This window comes from Micromonospora sp. NPDC001898, assembly GCF_042891255.1.
Taxonomy (GTDB): domain Bacteria; phylum Actinomycetota; class Actinomycetes; order Mycobacteriales; family Micromonosporaceae; genus Micromonospora.
In genome coordinates, this window is record NZ_JBIATC010000005.1 from 20300 (window position 1) to 41380 (window position 21081).

The 21081-nt window shown below is 73.6% G+C and carries 20 protein-coding genes and 1 pseudogene; 11 read left to right on the top strand and 10 right to left on the bottom strand.

What is annotated here, in order from left to right:
* Positions 1–4: 4 nt before the first annotated feature.
* Together ACFYZF_RS13140 and ACFYZF_RS13145 are read right to left on the bottom strand one after the other, a co-directional pair.
* Positions 5–796, bottom strand: coding sequence for an enoyl-CoA hydratase/isomerase family protein (locus tag ACFYZF_RS13140; protein WP_387019398.1), 792 nt, complete (start codon positions 794–796; stop codon positions 5–7).
* Between the two features lie 3 nt (positions 797–799).
* Complete coding sequence (locus ACFYZF_RS13145) at positions 800–1618, bottom strand: PaaX family transcriptional regulator C-terminal domain-containing protein (protein ID WP_387019401.1); 819 nt, start codon at positions 1616–1618, stop codon at positions 800–802.
* A gap of 189 nt (positions 1619–1807) precedes the next feature.
* On the opposite strand from ACFYZF_RS13145, the gene ACFYZF_RS13150 reads away from it, so the two are divergent.
* Together ACFYZF_RS13150 and ACFYZF_RS13155 are read left to right on the top strand one after the other, a co-directional pair.
* The gene (locus ACFYZF_RS13150) at positions 1808–1975 is read left to right on the top strand and encodes a DUF3117 domain-containing protein (protein WP_007455245.1); all 168 of its coding nucleotides are present in this window, start codon (positions 1808–1810) and stop codon (positions 1973–1975) included.
* 141 nt (positions 1976–2116) lie between these two features.
* The gene (locus ACFYZF_RS13155; protein ID WP_387019403.1) at positions 2117–3592 is read left to right on the top strand and encodes a leucyl aminopeptidase family protein; all 1476 of its coding nucleotides are present in this window, start codon (positions 2117–2119) and stop codon (positions 3590–3592) included.
* 208 nt (positions 3593–3800) lie between these two features.
* Here ACFYZF_RS13155 and ACFYZF_RS13160 read toward each other — a convergent pair whose 3' ends face one another.
* The gene (locus ACFYZF_RS13160) at positions 3801–4421 is read right to left on the bottom strand and encodes an O-methyltransferase (RefSeq protein WP_387019406.1); all 621 of its coding nucleotides are present in this window, start codon (positions 4419–4421) and stop codon (positions 3801–3803) included.
* Positions 4422–4703: 282 nt separating this feature from the next.
* On the opposite strand from ACFYZF_RS13160, the gene ACFYZF_RS13165 reads away from it, so the two are divergent.
* Positions 4704–6044 carry a trypsin-like peptidase domain-containing protein gene (locus ACFYZF_RS13165; protein ID WP_387019409.1) on the top strand — a complete coding sequence of 447 codons (1341 nt, stop codon included), beginning with the start codon at positions 4704–4706 and terminating at the stop codon, positions 6042–6044.
* A gap of 71 nt (positions 6045–6115) precedes the next feature.
* Positions 6116–6541: a preprotein translocase subunit TatB gene (locus ACFYZF_RS13170; RefSeq protein WP_387019412.1), complete on the top strand. Its 426-nt coding sequence runs from the start codon at positions 6116–6118 to the stop codon at positions 6539–6541.
* A 153-nt stretch (positions 6542–6694) separates the two neighbouring features.
* On the opposite strand, the gene ACFYZF_RS13175 is transcribed toward ACFYZF_RS13170, so the two are convergent.
* From ACFYZF_RS13175 to ACFYZF_RS13185, 3 genes and pseudogenes are all read right to left on the bottom strand, one after another.
* Positions 6695–7846: an Mrp/NBP35 family ATP-binding protein gene (locus tag ACFYZF_RS13175; RefSeq protein WP_387019415.1), complete on the bottom strand. Its 1152-nt coding sequence runs from the start codon at positions 7844–7846 to the stop codon at positions 6695–6697.
* Between the two features lie 345 nt (positions 7847–8191).
* Positions 8192–8696 (bottom strand): annotated as a pseudogene (locus ACFYZF_RS13180) (DUF1003 domain-containing protein); the annotation flags it as partial.
* Entirely contained in the window at positions 8689–9972 is a 1284-nt protein-coding gene (locus ACFYZF_RS13185; RefSeq protein ID WP_387019418.1) for a magnesium transporter MgtE N-terminal domain-containing protein, read from the bottom strand. The pseudogene ACFYZF_RS13180 and the gene ACFYZF_RS13185, both read right to left, overlap by 8 nt.
* 33 nt (positions 9973–10005) lie before the next feature.
* On the opposite strand from ACFYZF_RS13185, the gene ACFYZF_RS13190 reads away from it, so the two are divergent.
* Both ACFYZF_RS13190 and ACFYZF_RS13195 read left to right on the top strand, forming a co-directional pair.
* A complete protein-coding gene (locus tag ACFYZF_RS13190; protein WP_387019421.1) occupies positions 10006–10875 on the top strand; it encodes a PhzF family phenazine biosynthesis protein in 870 nt (289 codons plus the stop codon).
* A 159-nt stretch (positions 10876–11034) separates the two neighbouring features.
* Complete coding sequence (locus tag ACFYZF_RS13195; RefSeq protein WP_387020357.1) at positions 11035–11568, top strand: hypothetical protein; 534 nt, start codon at positions 11035–11037, stop codon at positions 11566–11568.
* A gap of 63 nt (positions 11569–11631) precedes the next feature.
* On the opposite strand, the gene ACFYZF_RS13200 is transcribed toward ACFYZF_RS13195, so the two are convergent.
* Positions 11632–12330, bottom strand: a complete 699-nt coding sequence (locus tag ACFYZF_RS13200) for an HAD family hydrolase (protein ID WP_387019423.1) — start codon at positions 12328–12330, stop codon at positions 11632–11634.
* A gap of 98 nt (positions 12331–12428) precedes the next feature.
* Between ACFYZF_RS13200 and ACFYZF_RS13205 the strand changes: the two genes are divergently transcribed.
* Positions 12429–13409, top strand: a complete 981-nt coding sequence (locus ACFYZF_RS13205) for a DMT family transporter (RefSeq protein WP_387019426.1) — start codon at positions 12429–12431, stop codon at positions 13407–13409.
* 87 nt (positions 13410–13496) lie between these two features.
* On the top strand, positions 13497–15656 hold the full coding sequence (locus ACFYZF_RS13210; protein WP_387019429.1) for an APC family permease: 2160 nt from the start codon (positions 13497–13499) through the stop codon (positions 15654–15656).
* A 36-nt stretch (positions 15657–15692) separates the two neighbouring features.
* Here ACFYZF_RS13210 and ACFYZF_RS13215 read toward each other — a convergent pair whose 3' ends face one another.
* On the bottom strand, positions 15693–16520 hold the full coding sequence (locus ACFYZF_RS13215) for an SDR family NAD(P)-dependent oxidoreductase (RefSeq protein ID WP_387019432.1): 828 nt from the start codon (positions 16518–16520) through the stop codon (positions 15693–15695).
* Between the two features lie 132 nt (positions 16521–16652).
* Between ACFYZF_RS13215 and ACFYZF_RS13220 the strand changes: the two genes are divergently transcribed.
* Positions 16653–17609: an HpcH/HpaI aldolase/citrate lyase family protein gene (locus ACFYZF_RS13220; RefSeq protein WP_387019436.1), complete on the top strand. Its 957-nt coding sequence runs from the start codon at positions 16653–16655 to the stop codon at positions 17607–17609.
* 54 nt (positions 17610–17663) lie between these two features.
* Here the strand turns inward: ACFYZF_RS13220 and ACFYZF_RS13225 are convergent, their stop codons facing one another.
* Positions 17664–18206: a DUF4190 domain-containing protein gene (locus ACFYZF_RS13225; RefSeq protein ID WP_387019439.1), complete on the bottom strand. Its 543-nt coding sequence runs from the start codon at positions 18204–18206 to the stop codon at positions 17664–17666.
* A gap of 187 nt (positions 18207–18393) precedes the next feature.
* Here ACFYZF_RS13225 and ACFYZF_RS13230 point away from each other — a divergent pair, with 187 nt between their 5' ends.
* Positions 18394–19230 (top strand): SDR family NAD(P)-dependent oxidoreductase, encoded by an 837-nt coding sequence (locus tag ACFYZF_RS13230; RefSeq protein ID WP_387020359.1) that lies wholly within the window; start codon positions 18394–18396, stop codon positions 19228–19230.
* Positions 19231–19243: 13 nt separating this feature from the next.
* On the opposite strand, the gene ACFYZF_RS13235 is transcribed toward ACFYZF_RS13230, so the two are convergent.
* Positions 19244–19693, bottom strand: a complete 450-nt coding sequence (locus ACFYZF_RS13235) for a DUF4190 domain-containing protein (RefSeq protein WP_387019441.1) — start codon at positions 19691–19693, stop codon at positions 19244–19246.
* A 174-nt stretch (positions 19694–19867) separates the two neighbouring features.
* On the opposite strand from ACFYZF_RS13235, the gene ACFYZF_RS13240 reads away from it, so the two are divergent.
* Entirely contained in the window at positions 19868–21064 is a 1197-nt protein-coding gene (locus ACFYZF_RS13240; RefSeq protein WP_387020362.1) for an acyl-CoA dehydrogenase family protein, read from the top strand.
* The last annotated feature ends 17 nt before the right edge of the window (positions 21065–21081 follow it).

Here is a 21081-nt window from a genome sequence, read left to right on the forward strand (position 1 = left end):
GCGTTCAGCGTCCCTCGAAGACCGGTTTCTGCTTGTTCACGAAGGCCGTGGTGGCGGCCCGATGGTCGGCGGTGGCGCCGCAGATCGACTGGGCCTGCGCCTCAGCAGCCAGGGCATCGGCGAGGGTGCCGGCGTCGGCGACGGAGAGCTGGCGCTTGATCGCCCCGTACGCGACGGTCGGTCCGGCGGCGAGCCGGGCGGCCAGTTCCTGCGCGGCGGGCAGCACCTGCTCGTCGTCGTCGACCAGCCGGGTCAGCAGGCCCAGCCGGTGCGCCTCCTCGGCGGACACCGGCTCGGCGAGCATCAGCAGCTCGACGGCCTTGGCGTGGCCGACGAGCCGGGGCAGCGTCCAGGACGCGCCGGTGTCGGCGGCGAGCCCCACCCCGGCGAAGGCCATCAGGAAGCGGGTCTTCGGCCCGCCGACGCGGAAGTCGGCCAGGAGGGTCAGCGACGCGCCGGCCCCGGCGGCCATTCCCCGGACCGCGGCGACCACCGGCTTGGGCAGGCTGGCCAGCCGGGCCGCGATCGGGTTGTAGTGAGCTTGGACGGTGGCCAGCGGGTCCACCCCGGCCGATTCGAGGGTCTGCACGTGCTCGCGCAGGTCCTGGCCCGCGCTGAACGACCCGCCCGCCCCGGCCAGCACCACGGCCCGGCAGCTGCGGTCGGACTCCAGCCCGGCCAGGGCGTCCCGGAGCGCCTCCTTGAGCGCCACGTCGAGCGCGTTCATCGCCGTCGGGCGGTTCAGCGTCAGGGTGACGACGGAGTCGGTGCGGTCGACGAGCAGCGGCTCGGTCACGTTCTAACGACCCTTCTGACGGGGGGTGCGGTTCGTGGCGTCGAGGCACTGCTCGACGTACCGGTCGGCGGCTGGCCGCAGCCGGGTGGCGTGCCGGTCGAAGAAACTGGCCGCGGCGGTGCCGGGCCAGCGCTCGGGCAGCAGCGCCGGGGGGAGCTGAGGGTCCCGGAAGAGGAAGGTACGCCACGCGTGCACGAGCCGGAACCTTGCCGCGTACGCCTCCTCGTCGTCGCTGCGGGTGGTCACCATGGCCAGCAGCGGGCGCTGCTCGGCGACGAACTGCTCGTAGGCCCGCCCGATCTCGCTGAGGTCCCACGCCCGGCGGACCACCTCCACCGCGCCCCGGGTGCCGGCGGCGTGGGACGCGGTGAACCGCTCGTACCGCACGCCCGCGTCGTCGAGCAACAGGTCGACGTCCTCCGCCGGCCGGGTGGCCACCCACGTCTGCTCGTCGAGGGTGCCGTAGCCGAGGAAGCTCAGGTTCGCGGCGAGCCGCTGCCGTTCCCGGCGGGAGGTGGGGGTCGACAGGACGAGCAGGTCGAACCGTCCGTCCCAGCTGACCCGGCCGGTCCGGTAGATCCGGGCAGCCGCCTCGTCGAGTCGTCGGGCGGCTTTCGGTGTGATCGAATATCCCGGCCCGGAGACCAGGCGGAGCGGGTCGAGCCAGCCCTGGCGGACCATCCGGCTCACCGCCGTCCGCACCGCCGGAGGTGCGATCCTGAGCGGAGCGAGCAGCTTGACCAGGGCGGCGACCGGCGCGCGGCCACCTCGGGGTCGGAGGTGGTCGCCGTACAGGTCGAAGAGTGCCGACCGTGCCTGCATGACCGCACATTGTGACAGGCCTTCTCAGGATATGCTAGATGCTGTTACATCAAAGCTGCTTCGGTTTGGGTCCGGCGGTGTCCATCAGGGAAAATCGTCATCGGTGCCGCCGTGCAAGTTGCGGCGGGCGATGGCGAAGAGGCTGTGGGGCAACCCACCGACCCTGGCGTAGGTCTGAGGGGAGACAACATGGCGGCGATGAAGCCGCGGACGGGCGACGGTCCGCTGGAAGTCACCAAGGAGGGCCGGGGCATCGTCATGCGGGTTCCGCTGGAGGGTGGTGGCCGGCTCGTCGTCGAGATGACTCCCGACGAGGCCAACGCGCTCGGTGACGCACTGAAGGCAGCTGCCGGCTGACCGAGGAGCGGTCCGGCCGACGGTCGTCGAGCGGACGGTTCGTACAACCCTGAGCCACCGGCCCCGCCGGTGGCTCAGGGCCTTCATCTTTGGTACGGGTGCCGGGCCCGTTCTCCCGGTCGTTCTGGAGGTCCTTGCAGCGTGCTGGCCATCCGTCTGGTGAGCGGGCCCGAGCGGTCCGACTCCCTGGCCCTGCCCATCCGACCCGCGCAGGCCGCCGAGGGCGGGGACGCCCCAGCCACGCTGCCGGCCGGCCTGCCCGTGCCCGACGACGACGTGCTGGCCGAGGCGGCCGCCCTCGCACCTGCGGCCCGGGCCACCGGCCGGGCCGGCGAGGTGCACCTGCACCTGCGCCCCGGGCGCACCCCGGGGCGGCTGCTGCTGGCCGGGATCGGGGCCGGCGACGAGGCCGGATGGCGTGCGGCGGGGGCCGCATTGGCCCGGACTGCGGGAGGTGAGACACATCTCACGGTCGGGCTGCCGGGCGACGCCCCGGCCGAGGCGGTGCGTGGCCTCGTCGAGGGGCTCCTGCTGGCGTCCTACCGGTTCCGGCTGACCGAGGCCGGCGAGCGCCCCGCCCTGGCCGGCGTCGACCTGCTGGTGACCGACCCGTCCCGGTACGCCGGCGTGCTGACCACGGCCGAGGTCACCGCGCGAATGACCCACCTGGCCCGGGACCTGACCAACACCCCGTCCTCGGTGAAGAACCCGCAGTGGTTCGCCGAGCAGGTCGAGGCGGCGGTGGCCGGCCAGCCCGACCTGCACGTGCGCGTGCGGCAGCCGGACGAACTGGCCGCCGAGGGCTTCGGCGGCATCCTCGCCGTCGGGGGCGGCTCGGCCAGCGGCCCCCGCCTCGTCGAGTTGGACTGGCGGCCGGCCGGGGCGCGTACTCATGTGGTGCTGGTCGGCAAGGGGATCACCTTCGACACCGGCGGCATCTCGATCAAGCCGGTGGCGGCGATGAAGCTGATGCGGAAGGACATGGCCGGGGCCGCCGCGGTGGTAGGCGCCACCCTGGGCGCGGCGGCGCTGGGGCTGCCGGTCCGGGTCACCACCCTGGTGCCGCTGGCGGAGAACGCGGTCAGCGGGTCGGCGTTCCGCCCCGGCGACGTCGTCACGCACTACGGCGGCGTCACCAGCGAGACCACCAACTCCGACGCCGAGGGTCGGCTGGTGCTCGCCGACGCGCTGGCGTACGCCGCCGCCGAGCTCAAGCCCGACCTGCTGCTCGACCTGGCCACCCTGACCGGCGCGAACGCGGTGGCGCTCGGCAAGCGCACCGGCGCCCTCTACTCCGACAACGACGAGCTGGCCGCCGACCTGCTGGCGGCGATCGACGCGGCCGGCGAGGCAGCCTGGCGGATGCCGCTGCCGGCCGACTACGTCGAGCACCTCGGCAGTGAGGTGGCCGACCTGTACAGCGCCCCCAACCAGGGCGCCGGCTCGGTGCTGGCCGCGCTCTATCTGCGCGAGTTCACCGGCGATCTGCGGGGGCGCTGGCTGCACATCGACATGTCCGCGCCGTCCTGGGCCGACGGCGACGCCGCCGAGCTGGCCCGGGGGGCCACCGGCTGGGGCGTCCGGGGCCTGCTGCGCTGGCTCGGCACCCTTGACTGACCGCCCCGCCGTCGCGCCCACCGGCCGGCGTCCCTGACCGGCCCGGCGTTCCCGATCGGCCCGGCGTTTCCGACCGGCTGGCTTTCGCGCCGGGCGGCCCGGCGTCGCCGCTGAGCGGTGCACCCGGCTGCGGATGGCGGGGCCGCCTACCGAACCGGGGCGGTCCGTGAGGCTCAGCGGCCGACAGGGGCGCGCGGGTGGTGGCCGCTCAGCACTTGACCGCGGCGAGCAGGCCGTGCCCGACGGGGAGCAGCGCCGGCGTCCAGTGCTCGGACTCCCGGATCGCCTTGATCGTCTCCCGGGTGGTCACCGTCTCCACGTCCCGGGCGGACGGGTCGCCGATCCGACCGCCGGCCAGGGTGCCGTGCAGCGCGAGCACCCCGCCGGGGCGCAGCAGCCGCAGCGCCGCGTCCACGCAGGAGCTGAAGCTGGTGGCCTCGGTGTCGACGAAGACCAGGTCGTACGCGCCGTCGGCGAGCCGAGGAAGGACGTCCAGCGCCCGGCCGGTGATGATCCGGGTACGCCCGGCGGGGAAGCCCGCCTCGGCGAAGATCCGGCGGGCGATCCGCTGGTGCTCCACCTCCACGTCGATCGTGGTGAGGACGCCGTCCACGCGCATGCCGCGCAGCAGCCACAGCCCACTGACCCCGGTGCCGGTGCCGATCTCCACCACCGCCCGGGCACTGCCGGCGGCGGCGAGCAGCCGCAGTGCCGCCCCCGCACCTGGGGTCACCGCGTCGAGGCCCACCTCGTGGGCGAGGCTGCGGGCGGTCCGCAACACGAGGTCCTCGGTGACGTACGACTCGGCGAACTGCAACGTTTGGAGCATCGAGCTGCCGGAACTGGCGGCCGTGGCGATGGGACACCTCCGTCAGGGGCGGGTTGGCGCTATGAGCCTAGAGGCGGGGCCGGACGGATGCAGCCGCGAGTCCGGTCTCGGACGATCATGTGGACGTGCCGGACGGGGGTTGCTGGCCGACGATCACCGACGGCAACCGCTGACTGCACGCGCGGCGTTCGTGTAATCCTGGATGCGGTATCCCCCGTCGTCGGGATCGGCCTCCCGTGCCGGTCCGAAGCGGGGGAGCCGGGGGACGACTGGGAGGCCTACGTGACCGACGGCTGGGACTGGCGCCAGCCCGGGGGAACTCCGACGCCGGCGGGCCCGCCGGGGAGCGGGGCGACGCCGGCGGGGTCCCCGAGGGCGTCCGACGGCCCTCCGGGCGGCCCGACGAGTTCGCCCTGGTGGTCCGATGCGCTCGCCGACCCCTGGCGGGATCCGTACGCCCCCGCGGCGGTGGTCGTGCCCGGCCCGGTCGGGGGTGCCGACACCGAGCCGGAGCGGGTCACCGACCCGGACGCGCCCGGCCGGCCGGCTCTGCGCCAGTTGCTGCTGATCCCGCTGATCACCGCGCTGCTCGCCGGCACCCTCGGCGGCGCCCTCGGGTACGCCTTCGCGGTGCGCGGCGGCGTGGCCGGCGGGTCCGTGCTCGGCGCCGGTGCCGGCGCCGCCGACCCGCCCGCGCTCGCCCAGCGCCGGCCGGAGTCGCTGGCCGGGGTCGCCGAGAAGATCCTGCCCAGCGTGGTGACGGTCCGGGTGGCCGGCCTGGGCGGCACCAGCGAGGGTTCCGGCTTCATCGTCAGCACCGACGGACACGTGGTCACCAACGACCACGTCGTCGCCGGCGGCACTGGCAAGGCGACGGTGGTCCTCAACGACGGCAGCACCGCCACCGCCACCGTGGTCGGCCGGGACCCGGAGTCCGACATCGCGGTGATCAAGGTGTCCCGTACCGGCCTGCGGCCGGTGGAGTTCGGCGACTCGGACGCACTCGCGGTCGGCGATCCGGTGTTGGCCGTCGGCTCGCCGCTGTCGCTGGCCAACACGGTGACCGCCGGCATCGTGAGCGCCGTGGACCGGACGATGCAGGCCGGCGAGCCCGGCGGCCCGACCCGCTACTACGCGGCCATCCAGACCGATGCCGCGGTCAACCACGGCAACTCCGGCGGCCCGCTGGTGGACGGGGCGGGGCGGGTGGTCGGGGTGAATTCGACGATCAAGTCGCTGGTGGCGAACGGCCAGGAGGCCGGCAACATCGGGCTCGCCTTCGCCATCCCGATCAACCAGGCGAAACGGGTCACCCAGGAAATCATCGGCACCGGCAAGGCCCGGCGCACGGTGATCGGCGCCCAGGTCGGCGGCACCGGCGCGGCCAGCGGCGGCGCGGGCGGCGTACGGCTGGCGGCGGTGGAACCGGCCGGCCCGGCGGCCGGGGCAGGGCTGCGGGCGGGGGACGTCATCCTGCGGCTCAACGGCCGCCCGATGGCCGACTCCACCGACCTGATCGCTCTGGTGCGGAAGTTCGCCCCGGGGTCGGTGGTGACGGTGGAGTATCGACGGGGGTCGAACCGGCAGAACGCGTCGGTGACCCTCGCCGCAGACGCCAAGTGAGACCCGTTACCCCCTCCCGGTCGGGCGTCCGACGTGCGTAGTCTTGGCTGACGCCGACGAGGAGGCCAGCAGTGTTCGACAACCTGAACTGGTGGGAGATCGGTGCGCTGCTGCTCCTGGCGCTGCTGATCTTCGGTGACCGGCTGCCCGTCGTGATCAATGACGGGCTGCGGATGGTCCGCAACCTGCGCGCCATGGCCCGCAACGCGACCGGCGACCTCAGCCGCGAACTGGGCACCGACATCCAGCTTGAGGACCTGCACCCGAAGGCGTTCATCCGCAAGCACCTGCTCAGCGAGGAGGACGAGCAGGCGATCCGGAAGCCCCTCCAGGGCGTGTACGACAACCTGCGGGCCGACGTCACCGGCGTGCACGACGACCTCAAGGACGTGGCCGCCGCGGCGGACCTGCGGACGAAGACCCCTGGCGGTTCGACCGCGGGTGGCCCCGCGACGGCCCCCGCCCCCCGCACGGCCAGCTACGACGACGCCACCTGACCGGCTAGCGCAGCCGGCCCTTGCCGAGCAGCTCCGACTGCCGCCGGCCGGTGCTGAAGCCGACGTCCGGCAGCCCCCGGGCTGGGAGCCGAACGGGGGCGGCGCGCCCCGTACGGAGCGCGCCGCCCCCGTTCGATACGACGGCTGGCCGGGTCAGCGGCCGGCGGGCTTCAGGCCGAGCGGCTTGCCGAGCAGGGACTCCCGCCGCACCGCAAGCCGGTCGGCGACCCCGTTAAGGGCCTTCGCCGCCGGCGACTCCGGCTCGGCCAGCACGATCGGGTTGCCGGCGTCGCCGGACTCCCGGACCCGGGTGTCCAGCGGGATCTGCCCCAGCAGTGGCACCTGGGCGCCGATCGTCCGGGTCAGCGACTCGGCGACCACCGCGCCGCCGCCGGAGCCGAAGACCTCCATCCGGGTGCCGTCGGGCAGTTCCAGCCAGGACATGTTCTCGATCACGCCGACCACCCGCTGGTGGGTCTGCACCGCGATCGCGCCGGCCCTCTCGGCCACCTCGGCGGCGGCGGCCTGCGGGGTGGTCACCACGAGGATCTCCGCGTTCGGCAGGAGCTGGGCCAGCGAAATGGCCACGTCGCCGGTGCCCGGGGGCAGGTCCAGCAGGAGCACGTCCAGCTCGCCCCAGTAGACGTCGGCCAGGAACTGCTGCAACGCCCGGTGCAGCATCGGGCCGCGCCACACCACGGCGGCGTTGCCGGCGGTGAACATGCCGATCGAGATGACCTTCACGCCGTGCGACTGCGGCGGCATGATCATGTCCTCGACGCGGGTGGGACGGGCGTCCGTGCCGAGCATCCGGGGCACCGAGTGTCCGTAGATGTCGGCGTCCACCACGCCCACCGACAGGCCCCGGGCGGCCAGCGCGGCGGCCAGGTTGACCGTGACGCTGGACTTGCCCACGCCGCCCTTGCCGCTGGCCACCGCGTAGACGCGGGTGCGGGAGCCGGGCTGGGCGAACGGGATCACCGGCTCCGCGGCGGCGCCACCGCCGCCCCGCAGCTTCGCCTGGAGATCCTGGCGCTGCTCGGGGCTCATCACCCCGAACTCGATCTCCACCCCGGTCACCCCGGGCACCGCGCCCACGGCGGCGGTGATGTCGGTACGCAGCTTGTCCTTCAGCGGGCAGCCGGCCACGGTGAGCAGCAGCTCGACCCGGACCACGCCGTCGTCGCCGACCTGGGCGGAGCGGACCATGCCGAGATCGGTGATGGGCCGGCGGATTTCCGGGTCGTCGACGGTGGCCAGGGCGGCCTGGATGGCGTCCTCGACGGTGCTGACGGGTGCTGACATGCCCGCAATGCTACGTCGGGGGCGATCCGTGCCGGCCGCCGCCGGGACCGGTGTGAGCGAATCGATGGACAGGGTTCCCGTCCCGTCAGCGTTCCCGGGCTGGGCCCTCCGGGCGGCCGTCCCGGGCAAAGTCGCCGTCCAGTTCGTCGATCGGCTCGTCGAGCGGCTCCCCGGCCCCAGGCGTCTCCCCGGCCTTGAGCGTCTCCCTGGCGTCACGCGTCTGCCTGGACTCAGGCGTCTCATCGGACCCCTGGCCCTCCCTGGAACCACGAGGCTCCCCGCGACCACGTCGTTCTCCGCGAGCGCGGGGCTCCCCGGCCTGGTGGGGGGCCGGCTTGTCCTGCTGCCGGCGATCCAGCCGTTGCCGGCGCTGGCCGGCCTCGTCCAGCTCCTCGGCCAGCCGGGCCAGCTCCGAGCGGAGGAAGTCCCGGGTCGCCACCTCGCCCAGCGCGATCCGCAGCGCGGCGACCTCCCGGGCCAGGTACTCCGTGTCCGCCTTCTGCATCGTCGCCCGGCGCCGGTCCTCCTCCATCCCCACCCGGTCCCGGTCCGTCTGCCGGTTCTGCGCGAGCAGGATCAGCGGCGCCGCGTACGAGGCCTGGAGGGAGAGCACCAGGGTCAGGAAGGTGAAGGTGTACGGGTCGAAGCGCAGGCTCGCCGGGGCCAGCGTGTTCCAGACGAACCAGGCGGCGATCACCACCGTCATGTAGACGATGAAGTTGGCCGTGCCCATGCCCCGGGCGATCCCCTCGGACCAGCGGCCGAACGCCTCCGCGTCGAACCGGGGCAGCTTCACACCCCGGGGCTCGCGCGGTTGGTCCAGCCGCTCGGCCCGACGCTGCTCACTCATCCGCGCCGTCCAGCACCACGGGCCCGCTCGGGGCGGACTCGGCGTCCCGGTCCCGCCAGTCGCGCGGCAACGAGTGGTCCAGCACGTCGTCGACCGTGACCGCGCCGACCAGGCGGTTGCTGCGGTCCACGACCGGCATGGCGACCAGGTCGTACGTGGCCATCCGGCGGGTGATCTCCGGCAGCGGCGTGGCGGGGCGCAGCGGGTCGATGTCGTTGACCACCACCCCGCCGAGCAGGTCGGCCGGCGGCTCGCGGAGCAGCCGCTGGAAGTGCACCATGCCCAGGAAACGCCCGGTCGGGGTGGTCATCGGCGCGCGGGTCACGAAGACCTGGGCGGCCACCGCAGGGGAGAGGTGCTCCTCCCGGATCCGGGCGAGGGCCTCGGCGACCGTGGCGTCCGGGGGCAGGATCACCGGCTCCGAGGTCATCACACTGCCGGCCGTGCCGGAGGTGTACTTCAGCAGCTGGCGTACCGGGTCTGCCTCGTTCGGCTCCATCAGGTCGAGCAGCATGTCCTGCTCGGACGGGGGCAGCTCGTTGAGCAGGTCGGCGGCGTCGTCCGGGTCCATCTCCTCCAGTACGTCCGCGGCCCGCTCCCGGTCCAGCGCGGCGAGGATCTCCACCTGGTCGCGCTCGGGCAGCTCGCTGAGCACGTCGGCCAGCCGCTCGTCGTCCAGCGCCGCCGCCACCTCGTTCCGTCGGGCGTCGGGCAGGTCCTGGAGGGCGTTGGCCAGGTCGGCCGGGCGCATGTCCTCCAGTACGGCGAGCAGGTTCGCCGTACCCCGGTTCTCGCCGATGCCGCTCAGGCCGCGCACCCGGTCCCAGTCGACCTGCTGGAGGTGGCCACGGCGGGTGAGTCGGCCAGTGTGTTCGCGGACTGCCACCCGGCTCAGCGACCACTCGCCGCCCCGGCTGCACTCCATCGCCACGTCGACCACCGCGCCAGGCTGGCCGCCCGGGTCGATCTGCACCCGCCGGTCCAGCAGCTCCTGGAGCACCAGCAGCTCGTTGGGGCGCTTCTCGAACCGGCGCAGGTTGAGGGTGCCGGTGCCGAGCACCACCGCGTCGGCGTCGATGGAGGTGATCCGGTTGATGGACAGGAAGATCCGCCGGCGCATCGGCATCTCCGCCACCAGACCCACGACCTCGGGGGGGCGCTGGGTCGGCCGGATCCGGGCAACCGCGTCCCGCACCCGTCCTACCTGGTCGCCGTTCGGGTCGAAGACGGCGACTCCGGCGAGTCGGGCGATGTAGACCCGGTTCGGCGTGCTCACGGGCACCAGCCTAAGCGCCTACTGTTTATCAACATGTCGACCTTGGCGTACGAGATCGTGGACGTCTTCACCGACCGCCCCTTCGCCGGTAACCCGCTGGCCGTGGTGTTCGGCGCCGAAGGGCTGGCCACCGAGCAGATGCAGGCGCTCGCGCTGGAGTTCAACCTGTCCGAGACGGTGTTCGTGCTGCCTCCCACGCAGGCCGGGGTCACCTACCGGGCGCGGATCTTCACCCCGACCGACGAGCTGCCGTTCGCCGGGCACCCCAGCGTCGGCGCGGCGGTGACCGCGAGCCGGCGCGGGATGTTCGGCGTGGGACAGGTCACCCAGGAGTGCGGGGCGGGGGCGCTGCCGATCGAGGTGACCGCGACCGGCGCGACGCTGACCGGCGGCATTCCCACCCTCGGCCCCGAGCTGGACCTGGAGCCGCTGCTGGAGACGACCGGCCTGACCGCCGACGACCACGCCGGCCCGGCCCCCCGGGTGGCCGGCTGCGGGCTGGAGTTCCCGTACCTGCCGGTGCGGCCGGACGCGGTGGCCCGCGCCCGGGTCAACGCGGCGGCGGCGGAGCGGTACGGGATCGAACATGTCAGCGTCTTCTCCTGGGAGGCCGACTCGCAAACCGCTCACGCCCGGGTGTTCGTGCCCGGGCACGGTGTCCCGGAGGACCCGGCGACCGGGTCGGCCGCCCTCGGGCTCGGGGTGTGGCTGGTCGCCAGCGGCCTGCTGCCGGGCGACGGCCGTTCCTCCTACGACGTCCGGCAGGGCGCCGAGATCAACCGTCCGTCCTTCCTGGCCTGCACGGTCACGGCGGCCCACGGCGCCGCGGTCGGCGCCACGGTGACCGGCGACGTGATGGCGGTGGCCCGGGGCGAGATCGCCGTCCCGCCCTTCGTCGGCTGAGCGGCGCGCCGGGCCCGCGTCGACGGTGCGCTGCGGTGCGCGTGCAGTTCACTGTGGTGTGGTGCGTGTGCGGTGCGGTGCGGCGCGGTGTGTGTTCGGGTGCGGCGGGCCGGCAAGGTCCGACCCGTGGTGGCGGTGCGGTCGCGCGGGCCCGAGGACATGCGGGAGGATGCCGGGGTGACGGACGAGGTGGACGAGCGGGTCGCGACGCCCCTGGTCGACGAGGCGGTGAAGAAGGCGGCTGTCGCCTGGGTGGGCGTCGCGGGCGAGCCGGCGCGGGCGCTGTGGTGCGTACCGTTCGAGGGGTCGCTCCTGGTGGTGAGCGGTCCCGGCGAGCAGGCGGCACCAGGCCTGGCGGAGGCGGCCGAGGCGCAGGTCACCCTGCGTGGCGACCACGGCGGGCGGATCGTGGCCTGGCCGGCCCGGGTGGCCCGGGTGACTCCCGATAGCGAGGAGTGGACGGCCCTGGCCCCGACGGTGGCCGCCAAGCGGCTGAACGCCCCCGGCCCCACGGCCGACCTGGTGCGGCGGTGGGCCGCCGAGGGCTGCGCCCTGGTCCGGCTGGTTCCGACCGGCGAGCCCACAGCCGGCGCCCGGCTCCCGGACTCCTCGCTCGCTGAGCCGCCCCGACCGGCCCCGGTGGTCCGGGTCACTCGCAGTCCGTTCCGCCTGCACCGGGTCCGCCGCCGCTGAACCGCCCCCGCTTGCCGCAGTGGGGCACTGCCAGCAGGTCAGAACGGCCGGCCGGGTGGCGGGTCAGGCCGGCACGGCGGCCGGGTCGACCAGCTCGATGACCTCGGTCAGCGAGCGGAGCACCGGCCCGGTCCAGTCCGGTTCGGCGTCGAACACCATGTGCTCGGCCAGGTCCGGGGCAGCCAGCCGCACCGCCGTCAGGCCCGCCTGCTCCGCGCCGGTGAGCTCCCGGCTGCCCCCGTCGCCGACGTACAGGCAGTCGGTCGGCGGCAGCCCCAGCAGCCGGCACGCGGCCAGGTAGAGCGCCGGGTCGGGCTTGCAGCGACCGAGCTCCACCGAGAAGACCCGCACGTCGAGCAGCGGGTCGACGGCCAACTGGGGCAGGAACGCCGGCAGTTCGTGGGTGCAGTCGCTGACCAACCCGGTGCCCAGGCCGCGCTGGCGCAGCGCCGCCAGCACGGGCACCGCCTCGTCGCGCAGCCGGGTGTCGGCCCGGACCGCCCGGTGTCGGGACCGGACCGCCGCGCGCAGCGCGCTCTCCGGCGGGTTCACCCCGGCCTGGTCGCAGACCCAGCGCAGGGTCGCCTCGGCGTCGCCGAACCGACCGCTGGCGCGCTCGTAATAGCTGCGGTCGAGCACGGCGGCGAGTGCCTCGACCGGGCAACCGAGCAGTTCGGCGGTGGACCGGTGGGCCGTGCCGCGCTGTACGGAACGGGTGAGTGTGCCGAAGAAGTCGAACAGCACCGCATGAAAGACGGGCATGGGGAGGTGCCTCCGGGCGTCGAGGGGAGGGTCGCCGACGGAATTCCATGATCGTAACGGAGTGCTGACGTTCTGTGCTGTCCCGTGCCGTGTGAGGATTGCTTTCCGTGTCCGTACCCCCGCAGCACCGCCCGCCGGTCGACGCGCCGACCGTCGGCGTCGTCGCCCTGGCCGTCGTCGCGGTCTCCTCGTCCGCGCCGCTGATCGCCTTCGCGGCCGCGCCGGCCCTGGCGATCGCCTTCTGGCGGAACCTGCTCTCGGTCGGCGTGCTCGGCCCGTTCGCGCTGGCCCGGCGGCGGGCCGAGTTCCGGGCGCTGACCGTCGGCGCGGGCCGGCGCGAGGGCTGGTACTGCGTGCTCTCCGGGGTCGCGCTGGCCGCCCACTTCGCCACCTGGATGCCGAGCGTCCGACTCACCTCCGTTGCCGCAGCCACCGCTCTGGTCGCCACCCAACCGGTCTGGCAGGGGCTGATCGCCCGGGGTCAGGGGCGCCGGCTGCCGGCGGCGGTCTGGGCCGGCATCGGGGTGTCGGTTAGCGGCGCGGCGCTCGCCTCGGGGGCCGACTTCGGCGTCTCCGGCCCGGCGTTCGCCGGCGACCTGCTCGCGCTGGCCGGCGGCATGTTCGCCGCGGTCTACACCGCCCTCGGGGAGCGGGCCCGCAGCACCGTCAGCACCACCACGTACACCACCGTCTGCTACGGGGTGTGCGCGCTGGTCCTGCTGGCGGTCTGCCTGGTCGGCGGGGTGCGGCTGGGCGGCTGGGACGTCGACACGTGGCTGGTGATCCTCGCCCTGGTGGGCGGCGCCCAGCTCCTCGGTCACTCGATGTTCAACTACGCGCTGCGCCGGATCCCGGCGACCACGGTCAGCGTGCTGATCCTGCTGGAGGCCCCTGGGGCCGCCCTGATCGCCTGGGCCTGGCTCGGCCAGCTCCCCCGGGCCACCGCGTTGCCCGGGCTCGCGCTGCTGCTGGTGGGCGTCGTCGTGGTGGTGCTCGGTGGGGCGCGGGCCGGCCGCCGGGTCGTCCCCACCCCGCTGCCCGCTGACGCCACCCCGCTCGCCGAGCGTCCGCCGGCCTGACTCCGCGTACTTTCGCGGCGAGTGTCGCGGTTCCGCCCGCCCCGGCGCACCTCTTCGGCGACAGTGCGAGGGGAGAGGGGCGGTGGGATGGGCGAAGGCGGTGGGGAGGGGACGGTCGTCACCCCGGCGGCGGAGTTCCCGCCCCTGGGGCCGGAGGAACTGGGATCGCTGCGCCGGATCGGGGAGCGGTGGCAGGTGACCCGGCCGGACCGGCCGGGGCCGGCGGGTGAACTGCCGGTGGACCCGACCCTCGGGCGGTACCGCCGCCGACCCCTCCCGAGCCGGTTCGGCCGGCTGGCGCCGATCGAGATGTTCCAGGCCGGGGAGCCCGACGAGCTGGTCGCCACCGAGCCGGCGAACCTGCCCGGATCCCGCCTGGGTCGCGGCCTTGGCCGGCTCCGCCGGGTGCTGCTCGGCCCACCGCTGAGCAGTGCGGCCGTGCTGTACGAGCGGATGCGCAAGCTGGTCGCCCTGCCGGTGCTCTCCTCCGACCTGCTCAGCTCGGTGGCGTACGGGCCGGAGGCCATGCTGACCGTGCTGGTGCTGGCGGGCGGCGCCGCGTTGGGGTTGTCGTTGCCGCTGGGCGCGTTGCTGGTGCTGCTGATGGTCGCGGTCGGGATCTCCTACCGACAGACCATTCCGGCCTACCCGCACGGTGCCGGCTCGTACATCGTGGCCGGCGACAACCTGGGCACAGGTGCCGGGCTCGCCGCGGCGGCCGGGCTGATGATCGACTACGTGCTGACCGTGTCGGTGTCGGTGTCCGCCGGCATCCACGCCGTCACTTCGGCCCTGCCGGGGCTCACCGGGCTCGCCGTTCCGCTCGGTGTGCTGATGATCGCGGTGCTGCTCGCCGGCAACCTTCGCGGCGTCCGTACCGCCGGGAACATTTTCGTGCTCCCCACGTACGCCTTCGTCGTCGCGCTGCTGGCGGTGCTCGGCGTCGGCTTCCTCCGGGCAGCCGGCCGGGGGTTCGCGGTGCTGCCGCCGCCGGACGTGCCGGTGGCCGAGGGGTTGGGCCTGCTGCTGGTGCTGCGGGCGTTCTCCTCCGGGGCGGTGTCGATGACCGGCATCGAGGCGGTGTCCAACGCGGTTCCGGCGTTCCGGCCGCCGGAGTGGCGCAATGCGCGTACCACCCTGAGCTGGATGGTCGCCATGCTGGTGGTCCTGTTCGCCGGCATCGTCGTGCTGATCCACCTGAACGGCCTGGCACCCAGGCCGGGGGAGACGATGCTGTCCCAGCTCGCTCGGAGCAGCTTTCCCACCGGCCCCTGGTACGCCCTGGTGCAGGCGGCCACCGCGCTGATCCTGCTGCTGGCCGCGAACACCGCCTTCAACGACTTTCCCCGGCTGCTGTTCTTCATGGCCCGGGCCGGGCACGCCCCGCGCCGGTTCCTGCACATGGGGGACCGGCTGGCGTTCGGCAACGGCCTCGTCGCCCTCTCCGTCACGGCGGCGCTCGTCTTCCTCGCCTTCGGCGGGCACACCGAGGCGCTGATCCCGCTCTACGCGGTCGGGGTGTTCCTGGCGTTCACCCTCTCCCAGGCCGGGATGGTGGTGCACTGGCGACGTCGGCGCGGGCCGCGCTGGGGACGCCGGCTGGCGGTCAACGCGCTCGGCGCGACGCTGTCCGGGTTGGTCCTGCTGACCGCCGCGGTCGCCAAGTTCGCCGAGGGCGCCTGGGTGGTGGTCGTCGCCGTGCCGTTGCTGGTGCTGCTCTTCCACCGGGTACAGCGGCACTACCGGCGGCTGGACGGGGCACTGGCGCCGCGCCCGCCCGGAACTCCTTCGGCGTCCCCCGGGCCGTCCCTGCCGGCCGAGGGGCAGGAGGTGCCACAGCAGATCCGGCACCTGGTGGTGGTGCCGGTGGCCCGGCTCAACCGGGCCTCGCTGCGTGCCCTCGCGTACGCGGCGTCGCTCGGGCAGCCGACCCTGGCGGTGCACCTCGCCCCGAACGAGGAGGAGGCCGACCGGTTCCGTGGCCAGTGGGAGGCGTGGGGGGACCACCTGCGACTGGAGACGATCGTGTCGCCGTACCGGGCGGTGATCGGGCCGCTGGCCCACTACCTGGAGGCGCTGCACGCCTCCAGGGCCGATCTGGTGCTCACCGTGATCGTGCCCGAGGTGGTGCTGCGCCACCCCTGGCACCGGCCGCTGCACAGCCAGGTGGAGCGGCGGCTGCGCCGGGCGCTGCGGGAACTGGCCGGGGTGGTGGTGACCAGCGTCCCGGTGCACCTGCCCGGGTGAGGCGGGCGCGACCGGCACCGCGTGGCGGCTGGCGGGCTACCCGGCGTCGACGCCGACCGCCTTCGCGCTGGCGGCCCAGAGGCGGGCGGCGAGCTGTGGGTCGGCGGCCTTGCGCAGCGGGCGGCGGGGCCGCCGGTCGGCGTAGTAGCCGCCGGACGTCAGCCTGGCCGGCTCCTGGTCGGCGAGCCAGACCAGCGTCTCGGCACCCTTCTCCGGGCTGCGGAACGGCAGGATCCGCATGCCCAGGGCCACCAGCCGGCTGTCCGCGCCGAACCGGGTCCGCACCACCCCCGGGTGGAAGCAGTACGCGGGGATCTCCGGCCACCGCCGGGCCGCCTCGGCGGTGAACAGGATGTTCGCCTGCTTGCTGGTGCCGTACGCGCGCATCGGCCGGTAGCCGCGCAGCGTGGCGTTGAGGTCGTCCGGGTCCAGTACGCCGCTGCGGTGCGCCCCGGAGGCGGTGACCACCAGCCTGCCGACCCGATCCCGTAGCAGGGTGCTGAGCAGGAACGGGGCCAGGTGGTTGGCCTGCATCGACAGCTCGAACCCGTCGATCGTGGTGACCGGACGCAGCACGATCGCCCCGGCGTTGTTGGCCAACACGTCGATCCGGTCGTACGCGGCGCGCAGCCGTTCCGCCAGCCCCCGCACGTCGTCGAGGACCGCGAAGTCGGCCCGGAACAGTTCGGGCCGCTCGCCGCTGGCGTCCCGCACGCGGTCGCCGGCCGCCTGGAGGCGGGCCGGGTCCCGGCCGACCAGTGCCACCCGGTCACCACGGCGCGCCAGGTCCACGGCGGCGGCCAGTCCGATGCCGGAACTGGCTCCGGTCACCACCACGATCCGACGCCCAGTGAGATCTTCCACAGGTCCATTCACCCCGGTCACGGCACGAGGCTACCGTGACGTCACAAACACCTTTGCGATCGTTAAGTCCGCCGGCGCGGCGGGCCCCGTCAGCCCGTCGGCCGGTCCGCCGACGCGGGAAGGAGCGCATCCATGGCCGCTGTCGGTCGTCCCCGCCGATCCTGCCTCGCCGTGCCCGGTTCCAGCGTCAAGATGCTCGGCAAGGCCCAGGGCCTCCCCGCCGACCAGGTCTTCCTGGACCTGGAGGACGCGGTGGCCCCGCTGGCCAAGCCGGACGCGCGCAAGAACATCGTGGCCGCGCTCAACGAGGGCGACTGGGCCGGCAAGACCCGGGTGGTCCGGGTCAACGACCTCACCACCCCCTGGACGTACCGGGACGTGATCGAGGTCGTCGAGGGGGCCGGCGCCAACCTGGACTGCGTCATGCTGCCGAAGGTGCAGAACGCCGCCCAGGTGCAGTGGCTGGACCTGACGCTCACCCAGATCGAGAAGACCCTCGGCCTCCAGGTCGGCCGGATCGGCATCGAGGCCCAGATCGAGAACGCCGCCGGCCTGGTCAACGTCGACGCCATCGCCGCCGCGTCGCCCCGGGTGGAGACCATCATCTTCGGGCCGGCCGACTTCATGGCCTCGATCAACATGAGGTCCCTGGTGGTGGGCGCGCTCATCCCCGACTACCCGGGCGACCCGTACCACTACATCCTGATGCGCATCCTGATGGCCGCCCGGATGCACGACAAGCAGGCCATCGACGGCCCGTTCCTGCAGATCCGGGACGTCGACGCGTTCCGGGAGGTGGCCGGGCGGTCGGCCGCGCTGGGTTTCGACGGCAAGTGGGTGCTGCACCCCGGGCAGATCGACGCCGCGAACGAGGTCTACTCACCGGCCCAGGCCGACTACGACCACGCGGAGCTGATCCTCGACGCGTACGAGCACTACACCTCGGAGGCGGGCGGCCGGCTCGGCGCGGTGATGCTCGGCGACGAGATGATCGACGAGGCGTCCCGCAAGATGGCCCTGGTGATCGCGGCCAAGGGGCGCGCGGCCGGGCTGACCCGCACCTCCAGCTTCACGCCCGAGGCGGGATGAGCCGGTGCCACCCCGGGGCCCGGGGCGGCACCGGACCGTCGTGCCGGCCGCGCGTCAGTAGGTGCCGCTGCTGCTCGTGCTGCCCGCGTAGATCGCGATGCCGATCATCACGAGGTAGAAGATGATCCCCAGCACCATCAGGCCGGTGAGGATCCAGCCGACGATGATGGCCGCCTTCGCCATCCCCTCACCGCTCTCGCCGGTCTGCCGGATCTGCTTCTGGGCGACGTGACCCATGATCGCGCCGACCGGCGCGGTGATGCAGGACGCGATGCCGACCAGGGCGAGCACCAGTGCCGCGATGGCCAGGCCGTTGGTCCTCGGCGGCTGCGGGTACCCGTACCCGGGGTAGCCGGCCGGCGGGTAGCCGGCGGGTGCGTAGCCGGGCACGGCGTACGGGTCGGCGGCGGGCGCGGGCTGCCCCGACTTCATCCCCGCGTACGGGTCGACGGGCGCGTACGGGTCGACGGGCGCGTACGGGTCCGCGCCCGTCGGCTGGCCGGGGATCGGCTGCCCGCTGACCGGCAGGATGGGGTCGACGGGTGGGGTGGACGGCTGGGACCAGGGGTCGGTGCCGGACGGCGGCGGATATGTCATCGGTTCTCTCCGTCTGTCGAGGGTGCGCGGTCAGGGTAGCCAGGCCCGCCCAGAATGAGAGGCCCCCGTTACCGGGTGCCGCGTTGCCCGGCGGGGGCGTAGCGGGCAGGATCTCGGCATGGCAGCAGACGCGCGGTCCGCGGACCGTTCCGGGAGCCGACCGCGGCGGGACGCGAGCCGACCGGGCCTGGCCCGGCGCGGCCGGGTCACCGCCGCGACAGCCCCGGCCGACCAGGACGCCCCGGCGCCGCTGGCCGACCCCGTAACCATGCGGCTCGACGGCAGGGTCGCCCTGGTCACCGGGGCTGGCAGCCCCGACGGCATCGGGTACGCCACGGCCCGCCGGCTGGCCGACCTGGGCGCCCGGGTGGCCATCGTGTCCACCACTCGGCGCATCCACGAACGGGCCGGGGAGCTGGGGGTGACCGGGTTCGTCGCCGACCTCACCGACGAGTCGGAGGTCGGGGCGCTCGCCGACGCGGTCGCCGAGCAACTCGGCGACGTGGAGGTGCTGGTCAACAACGCCGGGCTGGCCAGCCGGGCCAGCCCCGAGGTGCTACGCCCGGTGGCCCAGCTCAGCTACGCGGAGTGGCACGGCGAGATCGAGCGGAACCTGACCACCGCGTTCCTGTGCAGCCGCGCGTTCATCGGCGGGATGGCCGAGCGTGGCTGGGGGCGGATCGTCAATTTGGCGGCCACCGCCGGCCCGGTCAACGCCCTGCCCACCGAGGCGGCGTACGCCGCCGCGAAGGCGGGCGTGGTCGGCCTGACCCGGGCGCTGGCGATGGAGATGATCGCCGACGGGGTGACGGTGAACTCGGTGGCCCCGGGGACCATCCACACGGCCGCCTCCACGGTGGCGGAGATCCGGCAGGGGCTCGGCACCCCGGTGGGCCGCCCCGGCACCCCGGACGAGGTGGCCGCCGCGATCGCGTTCCTCTGCTCGCCCGCCGCGTCGTACATCACCGGGCAGATGCTGGTGGTGGACGGCGGGAACAGCGTGCGGGAGGCACAGTTCCGCTGACCCGCCCCGGGCGTCAGTTGTAGGAGCTACCGCCACCGGAGCTGCCCCAGATCGCCAGCGCCATCCAACCGCAGCAGGCCAACAGGCCGATCGCGGTGAAGAGGTAGCCGAGGATCAGGCCCCAGGTGGCGAGCTGGTCGCCCTCCTCGCCGGTGCGCCGGAGCTGCTGCTTGGCCACGTGCCCGAACACGATGCCGGCAGGCGGGAAGACGAACGCGAAGACCAGCGACAACACGGCGAGGATGTTCGTCGCCCGGCCGGGCGGCGGCTGGCCGGGGTACTGCCCAGGCTGGCCGTACTGCCCTGGCTGGCCGTACTGCTCGTATCCCGGGGGCGGGCCGTACTGGCCCGGTTGCCCGTACTGCTGCTCGTATCCCGGGGGCGGGCCCGACCGGCCGGGCTCGCCGGGCGGCGGCTCGTACGGCGACGGCGGCTGGTCCGGCTCCTGCGGTGGACAACTCATTCGGCCCCTCCCGCGCACCCTCGGTGACCTGCCCTGTTGCGGACGCTACCCGCAGCGGTGAACCTTTTCACAGCGGTTGTGTGGACAGGTTGCCTTGGCCTCGCCGGCCGGGAGGCCGATACTTACCGAGCGTTCAGTTACCCATGAGTAATGCGCCGATCCCCGGAGGCTGAGATGGCCCGACTCGCCCAGACGCCCGGCCTGACCGACGTACAGCGCTCGATCCTGGAAACCGTCCGGGAATTCGCCGACAGGGAGATCATCCCGCACGCGCAGCGGCTGGAGCACGCCGACGAGTACCCCACCGACATCCTCGACGGGATGCGCGAGATGGGGCTGTTCGGCCTCACCATCGCCGAGGAGCACGGCGGGCTCGGCGAGTCCCTGCTGACCTACGCCCTGGTGGTCGAGGAGCTGTCCCGGGGCTGGATGTCGATCTCCGGCATCGTCAACACCCACTTCATCGTGGCGTACCTGATCTCCCAGCACGGCTCGGCCGAGCAGCAGGCCCGGCTGCTGCCGCGAATGGCGACCGGCGAGGTGCGCGGCGCGTTCTCCATGTCCGAGCCCGAGTGTGGCTCCGACGTCTCGGCGATCAAGTCCAGGGCGGTCCGCGACGGCGACAGCTACGTCCTGAACGGCCAGAAGATGTGGCTGACCAACGGGGCGTACTCCTCGGTGGTGGCGACCCTGGTCAGGACCGACACCGGCGCCGACTCGGTGTACGGCAACATGAGCACCTTCCTGCTGGAGAAGGAGCCCGGCTTCGGCGAGACCGCGCCCGGCCTGACCATCCCCGGCAGGATCGAGAAGATGGGCTACAAGGGCGTCGAGACCACCGAGATGGTCCTCGACGGCGTCACCGTCCCCGCCGCCGCCGTGCTCGGCGGACCGGACAAGGTCGGCCGCGGCTTCTACCAGATGATGGACGGCATCGAGGTCGGCCGGGTCAACGTCGCCGCCCGCGCCTGCGGCATCTCCATCCGCGCCTTCGAGTTGGCCGTCGCGTACGCCCAGCAGCGGAAGACCTTCGGCCAGCCGCTGGCGAAGCACCAGGCGATCGCCTTCAAGCTCGCCGAGATGGGCACGAAGATCGAGGCCGCGCACGCCCTGATGGTCAACGCCGCCCGGCTCAAGGACGCCGGCCAGCGCAACGACGTCGAGGCCGGGATGGCCAAGCTGCTCGCCTCCGAGTACTGCGCCGAGGTGGTCCAGGAGGCGTTCCGCATCCACGGCGGCTACGGCTACTCCAAGGAGTACGAGATCGAGCGGCTGATGCGGGAGGCCCCGTTCCTGCTCATCGGCGAGGGCACCTCGGAGATCCAGAAGACGATCATCTCGCGTGGCCTGCTCAAGGAGTACAAGCTCTGAGCCGGTCGCCCCGCCGA

What these genes read in the sequence shown, in the direction of transcription:
- ACFYZF_RS13235 (WP_387019441.1), bottom strand. Translation starts at nt 19,693, where the DNA reads ATGAGTTGTCCACCGCAGGAGCCGGACCAGCCGCCGTCGCCGTACGAG.
- ACFYZF_RS13240 (WP_387020362.1), top strand. Translation starts at nt 19,868, where the DNA reads ATGGCCCGACTCGCCCAGACGCCCGGCCTGACCGACGTACAGCGCTCG.
- ACFYZF_RS13150 (WP_007455245.1), top strand. Translation starts at nt 1,808, where the DNA reads ATGGCGGCGATGAAGCCGCGGACGGGCGACGGTCCGCTGGAAGTCACC.
- ACFYZF_RS13225 (WP_387019439.1), bottom strand. Translation starts at nt 18,206, where the DNA reads ATGACATATCCGCCGCCGTCCGGCACCGACCCCTGGTCCCAGCCGTCC.
- ACFYZF_RS13145 (WP_387019401.1), bottom strand. Translation starts at nt 1,618, where the DNA reads ATGCAGGCACGGTCGGCACTCTTCGACCTGTACGGCGACCACCTCCGA.
- ACFYZF_RS13175 (WP_387019415.1), bottom strand. Translation starts at nt 7,846, where the DNA reads ATGTCAGCACCCGTCAGCACCGTCGAGGACGCCATCCAGGCCGCCCTG.
- ACFYZF_RS13190 (WP_387019421.1), top strand. Translation starts at nt 10,006, where the DNA reads ATGTCGACCTTGGCGTACGAGATCGTGGACGTCTTCACCGACCGCCCC.
- ACFYZF_RS13200 (WP_387019423.1), bottom strand. Translation starts at nt 12,330, where the DNA reads ATGCCCGTCTTTCATGCGGTGCTGTTCGACTTCTTCGGCACACTCACC.
- ACFYZF_RS13220 (WP_387019436.1), top strand. Translation starts at nt 16,653, where the DNA reads ATGGCCGCTGTCGGTCGTCCCCGCCGATCCTGCCTCGCCGTGCCCGGT.
- ACFYZF_RS13160 (WP_387019406.1), bottom strand. Translation starts at nt 4,421, where the DNA reads ATGCTCCAAACGTTGCAGTTCGCCGAGTCGTACGTCACCGAGGACCTC.
- ACFYZF_RS13210 (WP_387019429.1), top strand. Translation starts at nt 13,497, where the DNA reads ATGGGCGAAGGCGGTGGGGAGGGGACGGTCGTCACCCCGGCGGCGGAG.
- ACFYZF_RS13195 (WP_387020357.1), top strand. Translation starts at nt 11,035, where the DNA reads ATGCGGGAGGATGCCGGGGTGACGGACGAGGTGGACGAGCGGGTCGCG.